The organism is Pseudomonas delhiensis (assembly GCF_900187975.1).
GTDB lineage: Bacteria > Pseudomonadota > Gammaproteobacteria > Pseudomonadales > Pseudomonadaceae > Pseudomonas > Pseudomonas delhiensis.
In genome coordinates this window covers 235447-253686 of record NZ_FZPC01000002.1, presented here as the reverse complement: position 1 = coordinate 253686, position 18240 = coordinate 235447, and the positions used below count along the sequence as shown (strand labels likewise).

Annotated in this window: 17 protein-coding genes and 1 pseudogene; 5 read left to right on the top strand and 13 right to left on the bottom strand. The window is 67.9% G+C overall.

From position 1 onward, the window contains the following. The 4 genes from CHC02_RS02975 to amaB form a co-directional block, all read right to left on the bottom strand. Entirely contained in the window at positions 1–915 is a 915-nt protein-coding gene (locus CHC02_RS02975; protein WP_089390024.1) for an ABC transporter permease subunit, read from the bottom strand. A 143-nt stretch (positions 916–1058) separates the two neighbouring features. After that, positions 1059–2195 (bottom strand): branched-chain amino acid ABC transporter substrate-binding protein, encoded by a 1137-nt coding sequence (locus CHC02_RS02970; protein WP_009613410.1) that lies wholly within the window; start codon positions 2193–2195, stop codon positions 1059–1061. A 387-nt stretch (positions 2196–2582) separates the two neighbouring features. Continuing rightward, the gene (gene amaA / locus CHC02_RS02965) at positions 2583–3866 is read right to left on the bottom strand and encodes an L-pipecolate oxidase (protein ID WP_089390023.1); all 1284 of its coding nucleotides are present in this window, start codon (positions 3864–3866) and stop codon (positions 2583–2585) included. A gap of 156 nt (positions 3867–4022) precedes the next feature. Next, positions 4023–5513: an L-piperidine-6-carboxylate dehydrogenase gene (gene amaB / locus CHC02_RS02960; protein WP_089390022.1), complete on the bottom strand. Its 1491-nt coding sequence runs from the start codon at positions 5511–5513 to the stop codon at positions 4023–4025. 145 nt (positions 5514–5658) lie between these two features. On the opposite strand from amaB, the pseudogene CHC02_RS02955 reads away from it, so the two are divergent. Then, positions 5659–6592 (top strand): annotated as a pseudogene (locus CHC02_RS02955) (LysR family transcriptional regulator); the annotation flags it as partial. A gap of 68 nt (positions 6593–6660) precedes the next feature. Next, the gene (gene nadE / locus CHC02_RS02950; protein ID WP_089390020.1) at positions 6661–7488 is read left to right on the top strand and encodes an ammonia-dependent NAD(+) synthetase; all 828 of its coding nucleotides are present in this window, start codon (positions 6661–6663) and stop codon (positions 7486–7488) included. Between the two features lie 454 nt (positions 7489–7942). Here nadE and trhA read toward each other — a convergent pair whose 3' ends face one another. Both trhA and azu read right to left on the bottom strand, forming a co-directional pair. After that, positions 7943–8575, bottom strand: coding sequence for a PAQR family membrane homeostasis protein TrhA (gene trhA / locus CHC02_RS02945; RefSeq protein ID WP_089390019.1), 633 nt, complete (start codon positions 8573–8575; stop codon positions 7943–7945). Positions 8576–8677: 102 nt separating this feature from the next. Continuing rightward, positions 8678–9124, bottom strand: a complete 447-nt coding sequence (gene azu / locus CHC02_RS02940) for an azurin (RefSeq protein WP_089390018.1) — start codon at positions 9122–9124, stop codon at positions 8678–8680. 374 nt (positions 9125–9498) lie between these two features. Here azu and CHC02_RS02935 point away from each other — a divergent pair, with 374 nt between their 5' ends. Next, positions 9499–10086, top strand: coding sequence for a cytokinin riboside 5'-monophosphate phosphoribohydrolase (locus tag CHC02_RS02935; RefSeq protein WP_089390017.1), 588 nt, complete (start codon positions 9499–9501; stop codon positions 10084–10086). Here CHC02_RS02935 and CHC02_RS02930 read toward each other — a convergent pair. From CHC02_RS02930 to CHC02_RS02900, 7 genes are all read right to left on the bottom strand, one after another. Further along, positions 10083–10478, bottom strand: coding sequence for a type IV pilin protein (locus tag CHC02_RS02930; protein ID WP_089390016.1), 396 nt, complete (start codon positions 10476–10478; stop codon positions 10083–10085). The two genes, CHC02_RS02935 and CHC02_RS02930, sit on opposite strands and share 4 nt — an antisense overlap. After that, positions 10475–14134, bottom strand: a complete 3660-nt coding sequence (locus CHC02_RS02925) for a pilus assembly protein (protein ID WP_089390015.1) — start codon at positions 14132–14134, stop codon at positions 10475–10477. The genes CHC02_RS02930 and CHC02_RS02925 overlap by 4 nt, the downstream gene beginning before the upstream one ends. Before the next feature lie 9 nt (positions 14135–14143). Continuing rightward, on the bottom strand, positions 14144–14719 hold the full coding sequence (locus tag CHC02_RS02920) for a pilus assembly PilX family protein (protein WP_089390014.1): 576 nt from the start codon (positions 14717–14719) through the stop codon (positions 14144–14146). Then, positions 14716–15474, bottom strand: a complete 759-nt coding sequence (locus CHC02_RS02915; RefSeq protein WP_089390013.1) for a PilW family protein — start codon at positions 15472–15474, stop codon at positions 14716–14718. The genes CHC02_RS02920 and CHC02_RS02915 overlap by 4 nt, the downstream gene beginning before the upstream one ends. Before the next feature lies 1 nt (position 15475). After that, on the bottom strand, positions 15476–16009 hold the full coding sequence (gene pilV / locus CHC02_RS02910) for a type IV pilus modification protein PilV (RefSeq protein ID WP_089390012.1): 534 nt from the start codon (positions 16007–16009) through the stop codon (positions 15476–15478). Next, on the bottom strand, positions 16006–16470 hold the full coding sequence (locus CHC02_RS02905) for a GspH/FimT family pseudopilin (RefSeq protein WP_089390055.1): 465 nt from the start codon (positions 16468–16470) through the stop codon (positions 16006–16008). Before CHC02_RS02905 ends, pilV begins: the two co-directional genes overlap by 4 nt. Positions 16471–16750: 280 nt before the next feature. Next, entirely contained in the window at positions 16751–17599 is an 849-nt protein-coding gene (locus CHC02_RS02900; RefSeq protein ID WP_089390011.1) for a mechanosensitive ion channel family protein, read from the bottom strand. A 131-nt stretch (positions 17600–17730) separates the two neighbouring features. On the opposite strand from CHC02_RS02900, the gene CHC02_RS02895 reads away from it, so the two are divergent. After that, entirely contained in the window at positions 17731–18009 is a 279-nt protein-coding gene (locus tag CHC02_RS02895; RefSeq protein ID WP_089390010.1) for a BrnT family toxin, read from the top strand. Further along, on the top strand, positions 17987–18238 hold the full coding sequence (locus CHC02_RS02890) for a BrnA antitoxin family protein (RefSeq protein ID WP_089390009.1): 252 nt from the start codon (positions 17987–17989) through the stop codon (positions 18236–18238). Before CHC02_RS02895 ends, CHC02_RS02890 begins: the two co-directional genes overlap by 23 nt. Positions 18239–18240 lie beyond the last annotated feature (2 nt).

The following is an 18240-nucleotide window of genomic DNA, read 5'->3' as shown; positions in this document are numbered from 1 at the left end:
TCACACCTTCGATACCTGGGGCCGGCCCAGGAGTCCCTGCGGTCGGAAGATGAGGATGGTCACCAGCAGCCCGAAGGCGAACACGTCCTTGTAGTCGGTGTTGACCATGCCGGAGAACTGCGCCTCGGCGACGCCGAGGATGAGGCCGCCGAGCATCGCCCCGGGCAACGAGCCGATGCCGCCGAGCACCGCGGCGGTGAACGCCTTGATGCCGATGATGAAGCCGGCGTAGAAGTCGAAGGTGCCGTAGTTCATGGTGATCAGCACGCCGGCCAGCGCGGCCATGGCGGCGCCGATGACGAACACGTAGGAGATCACCCGGTCGGTGTTGATGCCCAGGATCGAGGCCATCTTGCGGTCCTGCTGGGTGGCGCGGCACATGCGCCCGAGCTTGGTGTACTGGATCACGTAGGTGAGCACGGCCATGCCGGCGAAGGAGGCCAGCAGGATGAACAGCTTGGTGTAGGTCAGCTGCACCCAGCCGTCGCCGATGTGCAGTTTGAAGGCGCCTTCGAGCAGCGTCGGCACGCCCTGCTGGCGCGGGCCCTGGGACAGCTGCACGTAGTTCTGCAGGATCAGCGACATGCCGATGGCGCTGATCAGCGGCGCCAGGCGCGTGGAGTTGCGCAGCGGCTTGTAGGCGATGCGCTCGATCGCCCAGCCGTACACGCCGGTGACGAAGATGGTGAAGATCAGCGTGCCGAGGATCAGCAGCGGGAAGGAGTGCAGGCCGAAGAAGGCCAGCAGCGCCAGGCCGATGGCGGAAAGGTAGGCCGAGACCATGTAAACCTCGCCGTGGGCGAAGTTGATCATGCCGATGATGCCGTAGACCATCGTGTAACCGATGGCGATCAGGCCGTAGACCGACCCGAGGGTCAGCCCGTTGATCATTTGCTGGAGAAAGATGCCGTCCACGATTGGGTACTCACGCATGCGGGGCAGGAAAAGGCTGACGTGGCGCCCTGGTGCGGCTCGTGACCGCCAGCGGGCGACGTCGACCTGCGGGGGATGCCGGCGCCGCTCGTGGCGGCGCCGGCAGTCGGCGCTTCAGGCCGGGGTCACTTCTTGAAAGCGTCCAGCTGGTGGTACTTGCCCTTGTCGTCCCACTCGTAGACCACGTAGTCGGAGACCTTCAGGTCGCCCTTCTGGTCCCACTCCTTCTTGCCCATCACGGTCTGCACCGGGTGCGACTTCAGCCACTTGGCGGCGGCCGCCGGGTCGGTCTTGCCGGCGCCGTTGAAGCCGGCCGCCAGGGCCTGCACCGAGGCGTAGGCGTAGAGGGTGTAGCCCTCGGGCTCGAAGCCGCCGGCGCGGAATTTCTCGACCACCGCCTTGCCGTCGGGGATCAGCCGCGGGTCGGCGCCGAAGGTCATCAGCACGCCCTTGACGTATTGCGGGCCGCCGGCGGTGGTGACCAGTTCGTCGGTGACGATGCCGTCGTCGGACATGAACTTGGCGGTCAGGCCCTGTTCGCGCATCTGCCGCACCAGCGGGCCGGCCTCGGGGTGCAGGCCGCCGAAGTAGACGACCTCGGCGCCGGAGGCGCGGATCTTGGTGACCAGGGCGTTGAAGTCCTTCTCGCCGCGGGTCAGGCCCTCGTACAGCACCTCCTTCACGCCGCGCTTGTTCAGCTGCGCGCGGGTGGCGTCGGCCAGGCCCTGGCCGTAGGTGTCCTTGTCGTGGATGACCGCGACCTTCTTGGCCTTGAGCACGTCGACGATGTAGTCGCCGGCGACGATGCCCTGCTGGTCGTCGCGGCCGCACATGCGGAACATGCCGGAGAGGCCGCGCTCGGTGACCTGCGGGTTGGTCGAGCCGGGGGTGATGGCGATGATGCCGGCCTCGTCGTAGACCTCCGAGGCGGGGATGGTGGAGGAGGAGCAGAAGTGGCCGACCACCGCCACCGCCTTGTCTTCGTCCACCAGGCGGTTGGCCACGGCCACGGCCTGTTTCGGTTCGCAGGCGTCGTCCGCCTTCACCAGCTTGATCTTCTCGCCGTTGACGCCGCCGGCGGCGTTGATGTCCTCGGCGGCCTGGGTCGCTCCGCGCCAGTATTGCTCGCCAAAGGAGGCGTTGGCCCCGGTGTGCGGGCCGGCGACGCCGATCACGACGTCGGCCTGGGCGAGAGAAGTCATGCCCATCGCGGCGGTTACCGCCAGGGCCAGAAAGCCTTTTCTGAAAATCTTCTGCGACATGGAGTTTTGCTCCTGAGGTTTTTGTGATGACGCGCGAAACAACAGATGTTGGCGTCTAGCCAACAGCAAGCCGCGTGCCATCCGTTTTTGTTATTTGAAAAGTCGGACAGCAGAACCGGCCAGGGCCGGCAGAAAACAGCTTTTGGCGTGTGCAACCCCCTAAAACAAAAGGTGCAACCCAAACATCCCAAGGGTGCAACCATCCATCCCGCGAGCTGGCACAACCAGCAGCCACGGGGCGCAACCCGAGCGGTAACCTTCACTGTCACCTAACTGCACATTCTCGGTGCGCGCCCTTCGAGGTAACGCACCAAAAAGGCTAGACCAAAGTGCAGAACGGGCCAGAGGAGGCGGACGGGGCCGGGCGCCCCGCCCCGGGCGCGGCCGCTAGATCACCACGCGCAGGCACTGGCCGGCGTGGTAGAGCGAGAAGCCCGCCTCGTACAGGCAGCTGCGCAGGCCCGCCGCGGAGATTTCCTCCAGCGGCCGCAGGGGCATGGGCAGGGCGCTGGCCTCGCCGCGCAGCAGGAAGTCGGCGAAGGCCTTGCCGACCACCGTGCCGGTGGTCACCCCGCGGCCGTTGTAGCCGCTCATGGCGAGCAGCCCCGGCGCCGGCTCGAACAGGCGCATCAGGTGGTCGGGGGTGAAGTCGATGCAGCCGGTCCAGGTGAATTCCCAGTCCACCTTGCCCAGCCGCGGGAAGTAGTGTTGCTGGACGCGGTCGGCCCAGCCGCGGATGAACCACTCCGGCTTGCCGGTGCCCTTGCCCAGGCTGCCGAGCAGCAGGCGGCCGTCGGCGTCGCGGCGGATGCTGCTGAGCACCTGGCGGGTATCCCAGGAGCCCTGGCCGCCGGGCAGGATGCGCGCGGCCTCCGCGCCCTCCAGCGGGCGCGAGGCGACCTGGTAGTAGTAGCCGGGGAAGAAGGTACGGCGCAGCTGCGTCCACTCGCCCTCGGTGTAGGCGCTGGAGGCGATCACCACCTTCTGCGCCAGCACGCTGCCGTCGCCGGTGGAAACGCGCCAGGCATCGCCCTCGCGCTCCAGCGAGGTCACTGGCGAGTGGTGGTACAGCTCGCCGCCCAGGCCCACCACGGCGCGTGCCAGGCCGCTGACGTAGGCCATGGGGTTGAGGGTGCCGGCGCGGCGGTCGAGCAGCGCGCCGGCGATCCGCTCGGTGCCGCAGGCCTGGGCACAGGCCGCGCCGGTCAGCAGCTCGACCGGTGCGCCGCGGCGCTGCCACTGCTCGCAGCGGCTGCGCAGGTCGTCCAGGCCGCGCGGGTTGTGGGCCATGTGCAGGGTGCCTTCACGGCGCGCCTGGCAATCGATGGCGTACCTGTCGATCAGGGAGAAGACCAGCGAGGGCGCCGCGCCCAGCATGCGGTTGAGCCGCGCGCCGACCTCCGCGCCCATGCCCGCCTCGATCTCGTCCGGCGCAATCCACAGGCCGGCGTTGACCAGCCCGACGTTGCGCCCGGCGCCGCCATGGCCGGTGCGATGAGCCTCCAGCACGCAGACGCTGCGCCCCGCCTCCAGCAGGTGCAGGGCCGCGGAAAGCCCGGTGAAGCCGGCGCCGACGACGCACACGTCGGCCTTGTGCTCCCCCAGCAACGACGGCGCCTGCGGCCGCTCGGGGGTCAGGTGTTCCCACAGACACTCTTGGCGAAGCGACATCCGCTGATCCTTGTACAAGGAGCCGCGAGCGGCAAGCGGCAAGCTCCAAGAAAGAGCCCGCCGCCTCACCCACGGCTAGAAGTCACACCCTGGTCTTGCGCTTGCAGCTTGCAGCTTGCAGCTTGCAGCTTGCAGCTTGCAGCTTGCAGCTTGCAGTCAATCGAACACTATCCCCTGCGCCAGCGGCAACTCCCGCGACCAGTTCACGGTGTTGGTCTGCCGGCGCATGTAGGCCTTCCAGGCGTCGGAGCCGGATTCGCGGCCGCCGCCGGTTTCCTTCTCGCCGCCGAAGGCGCCGCCGATCTCCGCGCCGCTGGGGCCGATGTTGACGTTGGCGATGCCGCAGTCGCTGCCGATGGCCGACATGAAGGCTTCCGCCTCGCGCACGTCGGTGGTGAACACGCAGGACGACAGGCCCTGGGGCACGGCGTTGTTCAGCGCCAGCGCCTCGTCGAAGTCCTCGTAGGGGATCACGTAGAGGATCGGGGCGAAGGTCTCGCTGCGCACCACGTCGCTCTGCTCGGGCATCTCGACGATGGCCGGGGAGACGTAGAAGGCGTCGGGGAACTGCTGTTGCAACTGACGCTCGCCGCCGAACACCACGCCACCCTCGCCGCGCGCCTGTTCCAGCGCGCCCTGCATGGCCAGGAAGCTGCGCTCGTCGATCAGCGGGCCGACCAGGTTGCCCTGCAGCGGGTGGCCGATGCGCACCTTCGAGTACGCGGCCTTCAGGCGCGCGACTATCTCGTCCTTCACCGATTCGTGGGCGATCAGCCGGCGCAGGGTGGTGCAGCGCTGGCCGGCGGTGCCCACGGCGCTGAACAGGATGGCCCGCACGGCCATGTCCAGGTCGGCGCTGGGGGCCAGGATCATGGCGTTGTTGCCGCCCAGTTCGAGGATGCTGCGGCCGAAGCGGGCGGCGACGCGCGGGCCCACTTCGCGGCCCATGCGGGTGCTGCCGGTGGCGCTGACCAGGGCCACGCGCGGGTCGTCCACCAGGGCCTCGCCGGCGGCGCGGTCGCCGATCACCACCTGGCCGAGGCAGGCCGGGGCGTCGCCGAAGCGCGCCAGGGCTTTGTCGAACAGGGCCTGGCAGGCCAGCGCGGTGAGCGGCGTCTTCTCCGACGGCTTCCACACCACCGGGTTGCCGCACACCAGGGCCAGCGCGGTGTTCCACGACCACACGGCGACCGGGAAGTTGAAGGCGCTGATGACGCCGACCACGCCCAGCGGCTGCCAGGTCTCGCGCATGTGGTGGCCGGGGCGCTCGGAGGCGATGGTCAGGCCGTAGAGCTGGCGCGACAGGCCGACGGCGAAGTCGCAGATGTCGATCATCTCCTGCACCTCGCCCTGGCCTTCCTGGGTGATCTTGCCGGCCTCCCAGGACACCAGCTCGCCCAGCTCGGCCTTGTGCGCGCGCAGCTCTTCGCCGAACAGGCGCACCAGCTCGCCGCGGCGCGGCGCCGGCACCGCGCGCCAGGCGCCGAAGGCCTGGGCCGCGCGGCCGATCTTCTGCTCCACCTCGGCGGCGCTTTCCAGGCGCACGGCGCCCAGGCGGCTGCCGTCGATGGGGCTGTGGATGACATGGTCGCCGTTGGAGTAGAGGGAGGAATCCACCCCCAGTTTCTCGAGCAGTGCGGAAATCATCGCGTCTCCTGAGCCGGTCGGTTAAGCCATTGGAATGCAAGCAGTAATAACCGGCTTGCGGGCGGCCAACAAACGACGTTTCCTATGCACATCATTCCGTAAATTCATGCCAGGGGCGCCAGGCGCCCCGGCCGGACACCGAGCGATGCTGAACAAACGCCACCTGCCCTCCATGACCGCCCTGCAGTGCTTCGAAGCCGTGGCCCGGCACCTGAGCTTCACCCGCGCCTCGGAGGAGCTGGCGCTGACCCAGAGCGCGGTGAGCAAGCAGGTGGCGCAGCTCGAGGAGATGCTCCAGCACCTGCTGTTCCGCCGCGTGCGCCGGCGCCTGCAGCTGACGCCGGCGGGCGAGCTGTACCTGCAGGAGGTGCGCAAGATCCTCAGCCAGGTGGAGCTGTCCACCCGCTACCTGCTGTCCTACGGCGGCGAGACCGAGGTGCTGCGCGTGTCCACCCCGCCCACTTTCGGTGCGCGCTGGCTGATCCCGCTGCTCAACGGCTGGCGCCACCGCCATCCGAACATCCACCTGGACCTGCGCCAGGAGCTGGAGCCGGACGACCTGCTGCACTCGCGCTGCGACGTGGCCTTCTTCTTCGGCCCCGGCACCCTGCCCGGCGCCGAATGCCTGCACCTGTTCGGCGAGGAGATGCTGCCGGTGTGCTCGCCGGCGATCCTCCCGGCGCAGCCACTGGACGACCCGCTGCAGCTGGACGAGCTGGTGCTGCTGCAGAACGCCACCCGCCCGGAGGCCTGGCACGAGTGGTTCGCCAGCCTCGACCGGCGCAGCGAGCACAGCTTCCACGGGCCGCGCTTCGACACCTTCTACATGTGCATCCGCGCCGCCCAGGCCGGCTGCGGCGTGGCCCTGCTGCCGCGCTTCCTGGTGGAAGAGGAATTGCATGAAGGCAAGCTGGTGGTCGCCTGGCCCCACGCCCTGCACAGCCGCAGTGCCTACTACCTGGCCTACCCCGAGCACGCCGCGGCGGTGCCCAAGGTGCGCGCCTTCGTCGAGTGGATCGGCGAGCACCTGGCCAGAACCTGATCCCAGCGTCCCGCGACCATCCGGGCATCGCCCGGCGCGCCGCGGGCTGGTATTTTTTCCGCATCCGACAGGCGCGTCCTGTCCACAGCCGGATCGAGGAGCCCCATGAAGACCATCCAAGACGCCATCGCCAAAGACCTCAACGTGCAGCCGCCCTTCCAGTCCGATGCCCAGGTGCAGGCCGAAATCCAGCGGCGCGTCCGCTTCATCCAGGATTGCCTGCGCGAGTCGGGCACCAGGACCCTGGTGCTGGGCATCAGCGGCGGCGTCGACTCCCTCACCGCCGGCATGCTCTGCCAGCGCGCGGTGGAAGAGCTGCGCGAGCAGACCGGCAACCCGGACTACCGCTTCATCGCCGTGCGCCTGCCGTACAACGTGCAGGGCGACGAGTCCGACGCCCAGGCGGCGGTGGACTGCATCGCCCCGGACGAGCGCCACACGGTGAACATCGGCCCGGCGGTCCAGGCCCTGGCCGAGCAGACCCGCGCCCTCGACGGCCTGCCCGCCGGCACCCTGGACTTCGCCCTGGGCAACACCAAGGCGCGCATGCGCATGGTCGCCCAGTACACCATCGCCAACGCCCGCCAGGGCCTGGTGGTGGGCACCGACCACAGCGCCGAGGCGGTGATGGGCTTCTTCACCAAGTTCGGCGACGGCGCCTGCGACATCGCCCCGCTGACCGGCCTGGTGAAGCACCAGGTGCGCGCCATCGCCCGCAGCCTGGGCGCCCCGGAGTTCCTGGTGGAAAAAGTGCCGACCGCCGACCTCGAGGACCTGGCGCCGGGCAAGCCCGACGAGCACGCCCACGGCGTGACCTACCAGGAGATCGACGCCTTCCTGCACGGCCAGCCGGTCAGCCCGGAAGCCTTCGAGATCATCAAGCGCACCTACGAGAAGACCCACCACAAGCGCCAGTTGCCGAAGGCGCCGTGAGCAACGGCGGCGGATAATGACCGGGGAGCCCCCGCACGAATCGCGGACGGAGTCCGCGCCTACAGCCCCACGATTCGCCGTTGGCCGGGGCGCCGGTGGCCAATGACGGTGGCGGATAACGCCGTAGGCGTTATGCGCCCTACGGGCCACCCGCTACACCGCGATTCGCGTAGGGCGAATAACCGTTCGCGGTTATCCGCCGTTTCACCTTCCTTGCCGGCAACTTCGTGGTTGGGCTTGGCGCGGCCTGGGGGGCGGCTTCGTGCTCGGCACCGAGCGGCATGGGGCCATGGTCAAGCGGCGGATAACGCGGGGCGTTATTCGCCCTACGCCAAGCCCGCCGTTGGCCGGGGTGCCGGTGGCCGATGACGGTGGCGGATAACGCCGCAGGCGTTATGCGCCCTACGGGCCCCGCGACCGCCTCGAATGTAGGACTCCATCCGCGATAGCCGGCTCAGGCCCCCCGCGCCGGCAGCACGTAGAGCCACACCGCGATGAAGTGCAGCAGGCTGCCGGCGATCACGAACAGGTGCCAGATGCCGTGCCAGTGGCGGAAGCGCTCGTCGTAGGCGAAGAACAGGATGCCGATGGTGTAGCTGGCCCCGCCGGCCACCAGCCAGGCCACGCCGTCCGGGCCGAGGGCGCGGTACAGCGGGCCCAGGGCGATCAGCACTATCCAGCCCATCACCGCGTAGATGACAATGGACAGCACCCGCGCCTCGGAGCGCGGCTTGAGTTCCTGCAGCATGCCCAGCACGGCCAGGCCCCAGACGATGCCGAACAGCGTCCAGCCCCAGGCGCCCTTGAGGCTGACCAGGCAGAAGGGCGTGTAGCTGCCGGCGATCAGCAGGTAGATCGACAGGTGGTCGAGCTTGCGCAGGACCGCCTTGGCCCGCCCGCGCACGCTGTGGTAGGTGGTGGAGACGCTGTAGAGCAGCAGCAGGCTGCCGCTGTAGACCGAGACGCCGACTATCTTCAGGGCGTCGCCGAGCAGGCTGCTGGCGACCACCAGCCAGGTGCCGCCCACCAGCGCCGCCACGGCGCCGAGCAGGTGGGTCCAGGCATTGAAACGTTCACCGTGATACATGCTTCCCCCCGGCGGCGGCCGCAACACGAGGCGCCGCATACAGGGATAAGGTAAAACGAAAAAGCCCGGCTGCAAGCCGGGCTTTCGTGCGGGCCGACGAACTCACTTGAGCGCGAGGGTGCCCTTCATCATCGCCGAGTGGCCCGGGAAGCTGCAGAAGAACATGTACTGCTCGCCTTCCTTGAGCTTGGAGACGTCGAAGCTCACCGAATCCTTCTCGCCGGAACCGATGATCTTGGTGTGGGCGATCACGCGGGCGTCGCCGTCCTTCAGGTAGTTCTTGTCCAGGCCCGCGGCCATGCCGTCGGCGACCACGCCCTGCATGTCGGCGGCGGTGGTCAGCACCCAGTTGTGGCCCATGACGTTCTTCGGCAGGGCGCCGGGGTGGGACAGGTTCACGGTGAAGGTCTTGCAGCTCTTGTCCACGCTGATGGCGTTGGTGTTGAACTGCATCTGGTCGTTGCCTTGAATGTCCACCGAGCATTCGGCAGCCAGCAGCGGGGCGCTGAACAGACCGAGCAGGGTGACAGCAGCGAGTTTGTGGAACATACGAGCCTCCTGGGCAGGTTGGGCGGAGAATCCGGAACGGCAGACTGCCCGATAGTCGGGCGGCGCCTGCTGATCCAGGTCAATTCGGTGCGGGCGGCGCCATGATCTTGCCAGCATGCAGTTCTATCAGGCTGATACGAACTTTCAACGAGGCAAATTAGCGCGCCCCGTCCAGCATAGACCGTCACGGATGCCTGACGGAGAGCGTCGCCATGCACGACAAATCGGATACAAACATGTATACAATTTTTCAGCAAGTCCTCGCTTGCTATGCCCAGGGCGCCTGCGGCGGCTAGAACAGACATGGCGGCTTGGAGCGCGGGCACGCAACCGTTACTCTGACGACCGTTTTGACGGTCACGGAGTTCCAGGCAATGACCTTGCGTTCCATCTGCGTATTCTGCGGCGCCAGCCCCGGTGCCAGCCCCATTTACCGCGAAGCGGCCGAGAGCCTCGGCCGGCACATCGCCGAGCGCGGCCTGCGCCTGGTCTATGGCGGCGGCGCCGTGGGCCTGATGGGCATGGTGGCCGATGCCGCCCTGGCCGCCGGTGGCGAGGTGGTGGGGATCATCCCGCAGAGCCTGAAAGAGGCGGAAATCGGCCACAAGGGCCTGAGCCGCCTGGAAGTGGTCGACGGCATGCACGCGCGCAAGGCACGCATGGCCGAGCTGAGCGACGCCTTCATCGCCCTGCCCGGCGGGCTCGGCACCCTGGAGGAGCTGTTCGAGGTCTGGACCTGGGGCCAGTTGGGCTACCACGCCAAGCCGCTGGGCGTGCTGGAGGTGAACGGTTTCTACGACCCGCTGCTGGCCTTCCTCGACCACCTGGTGCAGGAACGCTTCGTGCGCGCGGAACACCGCCAGATGCTGCAGCGCGGCGCCACCCCGGCCGAGCTGGTCGACGCCCTGCAGGCCTGGAAGCCCCTGGCCGCGCCCAAGTGGGTCGACCGCACGCCGACCTAGCGCCAGCACTCGGCGGTGGCCGGGCTGCGTTGGCCCAGGGCATTGAGCGTCAGGGGGCCGCAGCGGGGATCATCGCGCTGTGGCTCGACTCTCAGCAGGTAGCCACCATCGCCGTCTTCGCCGGCCGCCAGCGTCAGGATGTAGCGCCCGTTGCGCGAACTCGCCTGCAGGCCAAGGGAGGCGATGTCAGCATCGGCCACCACATAGCGGCGGTTCTGCGCGAAGAAACGCTCCTGGCGCGCCGCCGCCTCCATCAGCAGGGCCTGGCCTTCGGCGCGGTCGGAGCGCCGCGCGTATTCCACGTAACTGGGATAGGCGACGCTAGCCAGGATGCCGACGACGACCACGGCAATCATCAATTCCAGCAGGCTGAAGCCGTTCTGCCCGCTCATTCGGATGCCTCCATCTGGCGCCAGCTCTGCCGGCCCGGGCGGATGCCGTCGTAGAAGCGCACCGCCCCGTCGCTGCCATGGGCGACACCCAGGCCGCTGGACAGGTCGAAGCCGAGGGACGCCCCGCCCAGGCCGCCGGGCAGCAGCACGCCAGCGACCTTGTTGCCGTCGACACGGTCCTGCGCATCGACCACACCGTCGTTGTTGTAGTCCAGCGCGTCCGTCAGCGGCGCCCCGCCAGTCAGAGGGTTGAGCGCCAGCAACCAGGTGCTGACGCCATCCTGACAGGGGTCGGCGTTCGGCGTCAGTGTGGCGAACAATGCCAGCCGGCCGCTGCTGGCCGGGTCGGCGACGACCTGCTCGCCGGTCTTCGGCAGGTCCAGCAGCCAGCCATGCTTGCCGTTGCCGCCCGAGCCGGGCTTCTGCGCAGCGGGCGCCCAGGCCAGCGGATTGCTGCTGAGGCTTCGGTAGCTGTCGGTGGTCTCGCTGAACGTCTGGGCCTGCAGCCTGTTGCGCATCACCGTCGAGTCGTTGCCACCCTGCTCTCCCGCGACCAGCCTGTCCCAGATGCCGTAGAGGCTCATCGCTCGGCTGGTGTCGGCCTCGGCGTCGTGGACCTCGAAGTACTTGCCGGTTCCCAGCAGCGCCAGCACGCCCTGTCCCGAGGGATGGCGGACCAGCCAGGGTGCCGCGGTGATGGGCTGGACATTGCTGGAGGCGTCGCGGGCGCGGAACAGCGGCCGGCCAGCCAGCCCGACCCGGTAGTCCGCGGCGCTGGCGGAGTCGGGGCCGCCATATCCGTCCTGGCTGGTAGCCTTGTAGAGGTCGAAGCGCCAGAGGTTGCCGAGCAGGTCACCGGCGTAGGCGTGGTCGACGATGCCGTCGCCGTCCATGTCCGCAGCGCGGGGGCTGGACAGGCCGTTGGCGGCATCGCCGCCCTGGCTCACGTTGAGTTCGTGCAGCAACGCGCCGGTGGCGATGTCGATCAGGTAGAGCACTGCCATGTCCTGCAGGCCGTCGTAGCCGTTGGCCGCCAGCACCGCCCACTGGCCGCTGTGCAGGCGGGTGATGACCGGGCGCGCCAGGGTATGGCCGAGGCGCGCGAACGGGCCGGCGCCGCCTTCGATCTCCCAGAGCAACTTCGGCTGCTGCGGGTCGGTGACATCCAGAGCGAAGAGCGCGCGGCCGCCGGCGCCGAGGCCGCCGACCAGCACGCTGCGCCAGGCACCGCCGAAGAACACGTCTTCGGCGACCAGGGGACCGTCCACCAGGTAGCGATGCTCCGCACTGGTGTAGCGCGGGTCGGTCAACCGGTACATGCCGGCCAGGGCGGGACGGGGCACGAAGGCGAAGACCTCTTCGCCGGTCTCAGCGTCGAAGGCGTGCAGCATGCCGTCGTTGGCGCCGACGTAGATCATGCTGCGCCGCAAGGCCTGCGCCGCCTTGAATTCGCTGTAGGCGTTGTCCTTGCTGCTCAGGCCTCCATTGCCGGGGCTCTCCAGGCGGTCGCGCGGCAGCGCCGGGCGGGACGGCGCCGTCACCAGCAGCGGCGCCGAATTGACGATGTCGCCGAGCAGCCCGCCGCGCCTGCGGAACTCGCTCCCTTCGAGGTCGCGCTTGCCGGCCAGGTACTGCACGCGCGCTTCGCCGCGGGAGTCCTGGTCGCCGGAGAGCGTCTGGTTGAAGGCGCGCCGCTGCCCGCTGTCGAGGTTGCTCCAGGCGAAGTCCACCAGGGTCTTGCCCTTGCCCATGAGTATCCGCCGCGGGCTCTTGCGCGCGTCGAGCAGCGCCTTGGCGCTCCACAGCTGCTGCCGGCCGGCGTTCGCCGGCTGCAGGTACTTGACCAGATCGCCGCTCCAGTCCTCGCTGGAGAAGGAGGCGACGTAGACATGCGCCTGGTCCTTCACCTCGCCGGCCGCCACCGCCGGCCGCGCCGCCGAGGCGGTGCGATTGGCGATGCGCGAGAGGATGCTGGCGAAGGCGTCGACCATCTGTTGCGGGTCCTCGGCGCTGAAGAACTCGCCGCGGGAGTTGATCGCAGCGTGCCAGAGGTCGTAGACGTTGTTTTTGTCGTTGGACTTCGCCGGCGGCCAGGCGATGCTGCCGTTGGCCAGGCCCTGGTAGCCGGCCCCCTCGAAGGTGCCGCCCGCCCATTTCGGGCTGACCAGCGACTGCCCCAGGCCCAGGCTCATGGTGAAGGTCACCAGGTGCTGCCAGGTCGCCGGGTTGTTGCGCGGGTCCCAGTATTGCCTGGTGGCGTCCGTTTGGGAGAAGGCGACGTAGGGCTTCAGCTCGTTGGCAAGGTCCGTGCGCGCATCGGTGGCCCAGTAGTGGAAGGCCAGGTCGGCCAGGGTGTCCTTCGCTCCATCCTTGAAGGGCGAACGGGCCGCGTAGCGAGTGCCATCCGGCAACGTCCTGCCATTACCATCGACGTTGCCGCCCACCGAGCCTCCCCTGCCGTTCCACAGCCCATCGGTCATCATCAGGTGGTAGCTGGGGCGACAGGTGAATTTAGGCTCCTGCTTGCCGCCGGGCTCGAAGTCGTAGGCTGGGCCGTCCTCGTCGGCGATGAATTTGCCGGCCCGGTCCAGCGCCTGGCGCAGGGGCGTACCGCCGCTGAAATTGACGCTCGACAGCCAGTGGAAGAAGTCCGCGCGGTGCTTCTTGGCGAATGGACGCAGCAGATTGCCGCCGCTGTAGCTGATGCCGTTGCACCCCCACTGCCCATTGAGCTGGCTGCAACGGCCCAAATCCTGCCAGGTCAGCCGGATGGACTCGGGCAGGGTGTTGAAGGCCAGGTTGGCGGCGCTCTGGGTCGCCAGGGCGCGGTTACGGTAGAAGGCATACCAGATAGCGAAGTTCTGTCGCTCGTCCTCGCCGTTCGGGCCGGAGTTCGCGCTGACCTTGACCAGCTTGTAGCAGTTGTCGTTATCAGTCGCGGACGCCGAGCAGCCAGACTGCGTCTGGTCGAACCTGTAGTAGTAGGCCGGTACGCCCTTGTTGGTCAGGTCTACCGTGTATTTCGACTTGTGTTCGGAACAGGTGACCTTCCTGCCATCGAGATGGGCCTCGCATGAGTCCCGCCCCGTACGCTTGATCTTCAGCGTCAGACCGGGAGCAAGGTCATCACTCCAGGTCTGCCCGTCGTAGGACAGCGAGACGCTGCGTTTGAAATCCCTTTCGGGATGCAGCGCCGTCCTGGAATCGCTCGACGAATCCGGGGAATAACTCCAGGTCACCCGGTACTCGCTGGCCAGGTCGACCGTCTGGCGTCGTTCATCGAAACCGTTGCGCCTGACCTGGGTGAAATCGAAGCCGCCGCCCTGGCTGACAGGGTATTCACCCACTGTCAGTTGGCCGTTGCTGAACCCGACCTGCTTCGGCACCCGGTAGGTCAGCCGGGGGTTGTAGTACATCGCGTTGTAGCTGGCCGACTTGGCCCGGCGGCTATAGGCGTCCCTCTCGATGTCATCGGGGACATAGGCATCCCACATGCTGCCGGAACTGTCCATCGTCAGGATCAGGTTCGGCGCCACCGTCTGGCTGAGGAACAGCGGCTGCTGACTGATGTGCAGCTTATCGGCGCTCGCCGGTGTGATTATCCAGGGCGCGGCCAGGCCAAGGAGGAGACGGGGGTAGTGGAGGCGAAGGCTCATCGGCTTTCCTCAGTTCACGTAGCGCCGGGCAAAGACCGATTGCAGGAGCACCGGCGTGCGCCCGTCATCGCTCCCGGCATAGGCGTCGGCGTAGTAGTAGTCGGTGCGCAGTTGCGGTTCGTCGAGGTTGCCCAGGTTCAGGCCGTCGCCATCGCTGGCGAAGTAGGCGGCGTGCTGGCGCAGCGTCCGCTCGAAGCCGTCCTGGCCGTCGTAGTCGATGGCGTTCTGCGCCTTCTCCCACCATGCCCCCGGATCGCTGCGCCAGCCCCACTGCCAGGCGCCCTGAGCGTTGACGCTCCGCACGCTGCCCACCTGCAACACGCATAGGCCCTGGCGCCCGGCGCAACTGGTGCCGCGCAGGTCGTCGCTGCCGGCGATATCCGCCAGGCGTCGCTCGACGCTGCGCAAAGCCGACTCGGCCGCATTGAAGGCGCGCACCTGTTCCGCGCGGTTGCCGGCCAGGCGGAACTCCAGCTGGCTGGCGGAAATGCCGGACAGGGCCAACAGGGTCATCAGCAGCAGCATGACCAGCGCCACGATGAGCACGGCGCCGCCCTGGACCGTTGCGCTTGCACGGACATTCATGGCTTCAGGCTCCTCTGGGCGATGGCGGCAATGGCGATCTGCAATGGACGGGTATCGCTGGCGGCGACGGCGGGGGCTCGGCCACTCAGTGCCTGCCAGTCGCCGCGCACCCCGCTGGCGATGCCATCGCCCTGGCCGCCCTTGCCGGCGAACAGCAAGTACAGACCGAGCTGCTGTACTTGCTCGGCGCTATCGGAAAGCGGCTGGAAGCTGAAATCCACCAGGTCCTCGACCAGCACGCTGGCAGAGCCGGGGCCGCTTCCGCCTTCGACGAAGGCGGCGCAAGTCAGCTCTCCGGCATTGCTGTCCAGCGCCAGGCGGGCGACCACGTTGAGCGGTTGCGTGGAGAAGGGCAGCGACGTTCCGCCGCAGTCTGCCTCTTGCGCCTCCAGGCCACGCTGGTAGCGCACGCACAAGGCCGCGCTCTTGCCGCCCTGGGCCAGGGCCAGCGTCTGCCCGGAGGTGAAAGCCGGGCAGCCATGGACGGCTACCCGTGCCGGGAAGGCTTCCTCGGGTATTTGCGCCTGGGGTTTGGCCCGGTAGCCGGCGCGGGCCACCAGGCGCTCGATGGCGTGGGTGGCGAAACGGGCATTGCCCTGGTTGGCCAGTTGGCCGAACTGGAACTGGGCGTGGCGCTTCTGGTCGAGGAACAGCTGGGTGACGCCGATGATCAGCACGCTGCCGAGCAGCAGCGCCACCATCAGCTCGACCAGCGACAGGCCCTGCTGGACATGCTGCAGATGAGAGTTCCTCATTTCACAACTCCGCGCGCAGCACGTAGCTGCACACGCCCCCGTCGCACATTTTCGAGCGTTCGTCGGCCCAGGCGACGCGGATCATCACCAGGGAGCCGGCGTCGGAACAGGTTTCGTCCGAAGCGCTGCGGCAGACCGCGAAATCATTCGTCAGGATGCCTGGCGTCACCGGCAGCAAGCGCTCGATCCGGCCACGCCAGCAGCCGAGGTCAGCGGCCGCGACCTCGTCGCCACCGCTGCCCCGCTCCCGCGTCCCGCAGTTTGTGGGTATGGCTGGAAAGGCCGCCCTCTCGGCCTTGAAATACGACGACACGCCGTCCAGTTGCCCCGTCGCGTCGAGCACAGCGTCGCGGTTGCTGCGCATCATCTCCAGCAGGTCGTGGGCGAGCATCACGGCGTTGCCCTGCAGCGTGGCCTCCTGGGTGTTCTGCACCGCCCGCGACTGCAGGGCGAGCATGCCCAGGCCGCCCACCGTCAGCACCAGCAGCGCCACCAGCACCTCGATCAGGCCGGCGCCTGCGCACGCGGCCCTCATGAGCAGCCCCCGCTGGCCGGCAAGGCTATCTGCCCGCTGGCGAGGATGCGGATGCGCTGGCAGGCCGCGCCGTCCACGGCCGGGCAGATGCTGATGCAGGTCGCGTTGCCGCCCAAGCGCCCATCGGCGCGGAAGACGATGCTGTTGGCAGCGCTGGCCAGGACGACAGCGTCACGCAGCGCCACCTGCCGCAGGCTGGTGCTGCCAGCCGTCACCGCCAGGGCACCGGTCCAGGCGCTGCCCTGGGCCGGCCTCAGTGTGACGGAGCGCCCGCGGCTGGCCGCCTCACTGCGGGTATAAAGCAACAGCGAGTACAGCTCCTGGGCGGCGCCCTGCACCTGCTGGTTGCGTATCAGTTGGGTGAGGCCGGGCACCGCGATGGCAGCGGTGATGGCCAGCACGGCCAGGGTGACGAGCAACTCGATCAGGCTGAAAGCGGCGAAGCGTGAATGGCGTGGCATCGGGCCCCCGGGCGATGAAGACGGCGACCGGTGCGGGAGGCGCCGGTCGAGGTCCACCCCAGGGTGCGCTTGTCGGCGGGGGGGAATATGCAGGATGAATCGCCAGCTTCAGCGGGGCCTCCCCACTCGGGGGAAGGTGAAATTTCCTATGCCGGCAGGAAAGCTCCTGCGCGCTCACCGGCTGTCGAGGATTGGCGACCGCCCATCCCCAACGGCGTAGGAAAACGCATTCGGAAGCACAAAGGGCACCCTTGCGGTGCCCTTGTGTAAGGCGCGGCGCTTAGCCGCCGGCCTGCTGCACGATCACCGTCTGCGCCGGCATCGGCGCCGGGAAGCCGGTGCCCAGGGCCTCCTTGATGGTGCGGTTGGTGTCGAAGTAGACCTGCCAGTAGTTGTCGTTGTGGCAGTACGGGCGCACCGCCAGCACCGGGCCGACCAGGTTGAACTCGAGGATCTCCACGTCCACCGGCGGCTCGGCGAGCACGTTGGGGACCTGCGCGATGCGCTCCTTGAGCAGGGCCGCGGCGGCGGCGTAGTCGGCCGCGCCGGACAACTGCGCCTTGAGCTCGACGCGGCGGAAGTCGTTGTGGCTGTAGTTCTGGATGGTGTCGCCGAAGATCTTGTTGTTGCCCACCAGGGTCAGCACGTTGTCCGGGGTGTTGATGGCGGTGACGAACAGGCCGATCTCCTTGACCGTGCCGGTGACCCCGGCGGCGGTGATGAAGTCGCCGACCTTGAACGGCCGCAGGACGATGATGAAGCCGCCGGCGGCGAGGTTGGCCAAGAGCCCCGACCAGGCCATGCCGATGGCCACGCCGGCCGCGGCGATCAGCGCCGCCAGGCTGGTGGTCTGCACGCCGAAGTAGCCGAGGATGCCGATCACCAGGACGATGTTGAGGGTCACGGTGATGAAGGAGCCGACGTAGCGCAGCAGGGTCGGGTCGACGCTCTGCCGGCCCAGGGCGCGCTGGACCATGCCCACCGCCATGCCGATCAGCCAGCGGCCGATCACCCAGAAGGCGATGGCGGCGAGGATCTTGATGCCGAAGGCCAGGGCGTACTGCTGCACCAGCGACCAGATTTCGTTGAACTTCTCCGTACCCACATTGACGATGTTCGTGTCGCCCATTGCCTGGCCCATCCGTTGATTGGGAAATGACCAGGGAAAAGCTAGCACGCCGTTCGCGGCTTGCCCGGACAGGTGCTCAAGCACACTGGAAGCGCTATAGTGTATTTACAACTGTAAATACAGGACATCCCATGCAGTTCGAATGGGACGAGGCCAAGAACCAGGCCAACATCCGCAAGCACGGTATCGATTTCCGCGACGTGCCGGAAATCTTCCAGCACCCGCTGCTGGCCTTGCGCGATGACCGACTCGACTACGACGAAGAGCGCTGGATAGCCATCGGCTGGCTCCGGCGGCTCGTCGGCGTGGTGGTCTATACCGAACGACGGGGCGAGGTGATCCGCATCATCTCGGCGCGCAAGGCCACACGCCAGGAGGTGAGGCGCTATGTCGAAAGCATCGAAGACTGATTGGAAGCGGCTGGTGGAACAGGGCGACGATGCCATCGACACCAGTGACATTCCCGAACTGGGCGAGGACTTCTTCCGCCACGCCGAACTGCGCGTCCCGGCCAAGCAGACCGTCACCATCCGCCTGGACGCGGACGTGCTGGAGTGGTTCAAGGCCCAGGGCAGCGGTTACCAGACGCGCATCAACCAGTTGCTGCGCCGCTACATGGAGGCCCATCGGAAGGCCTGATG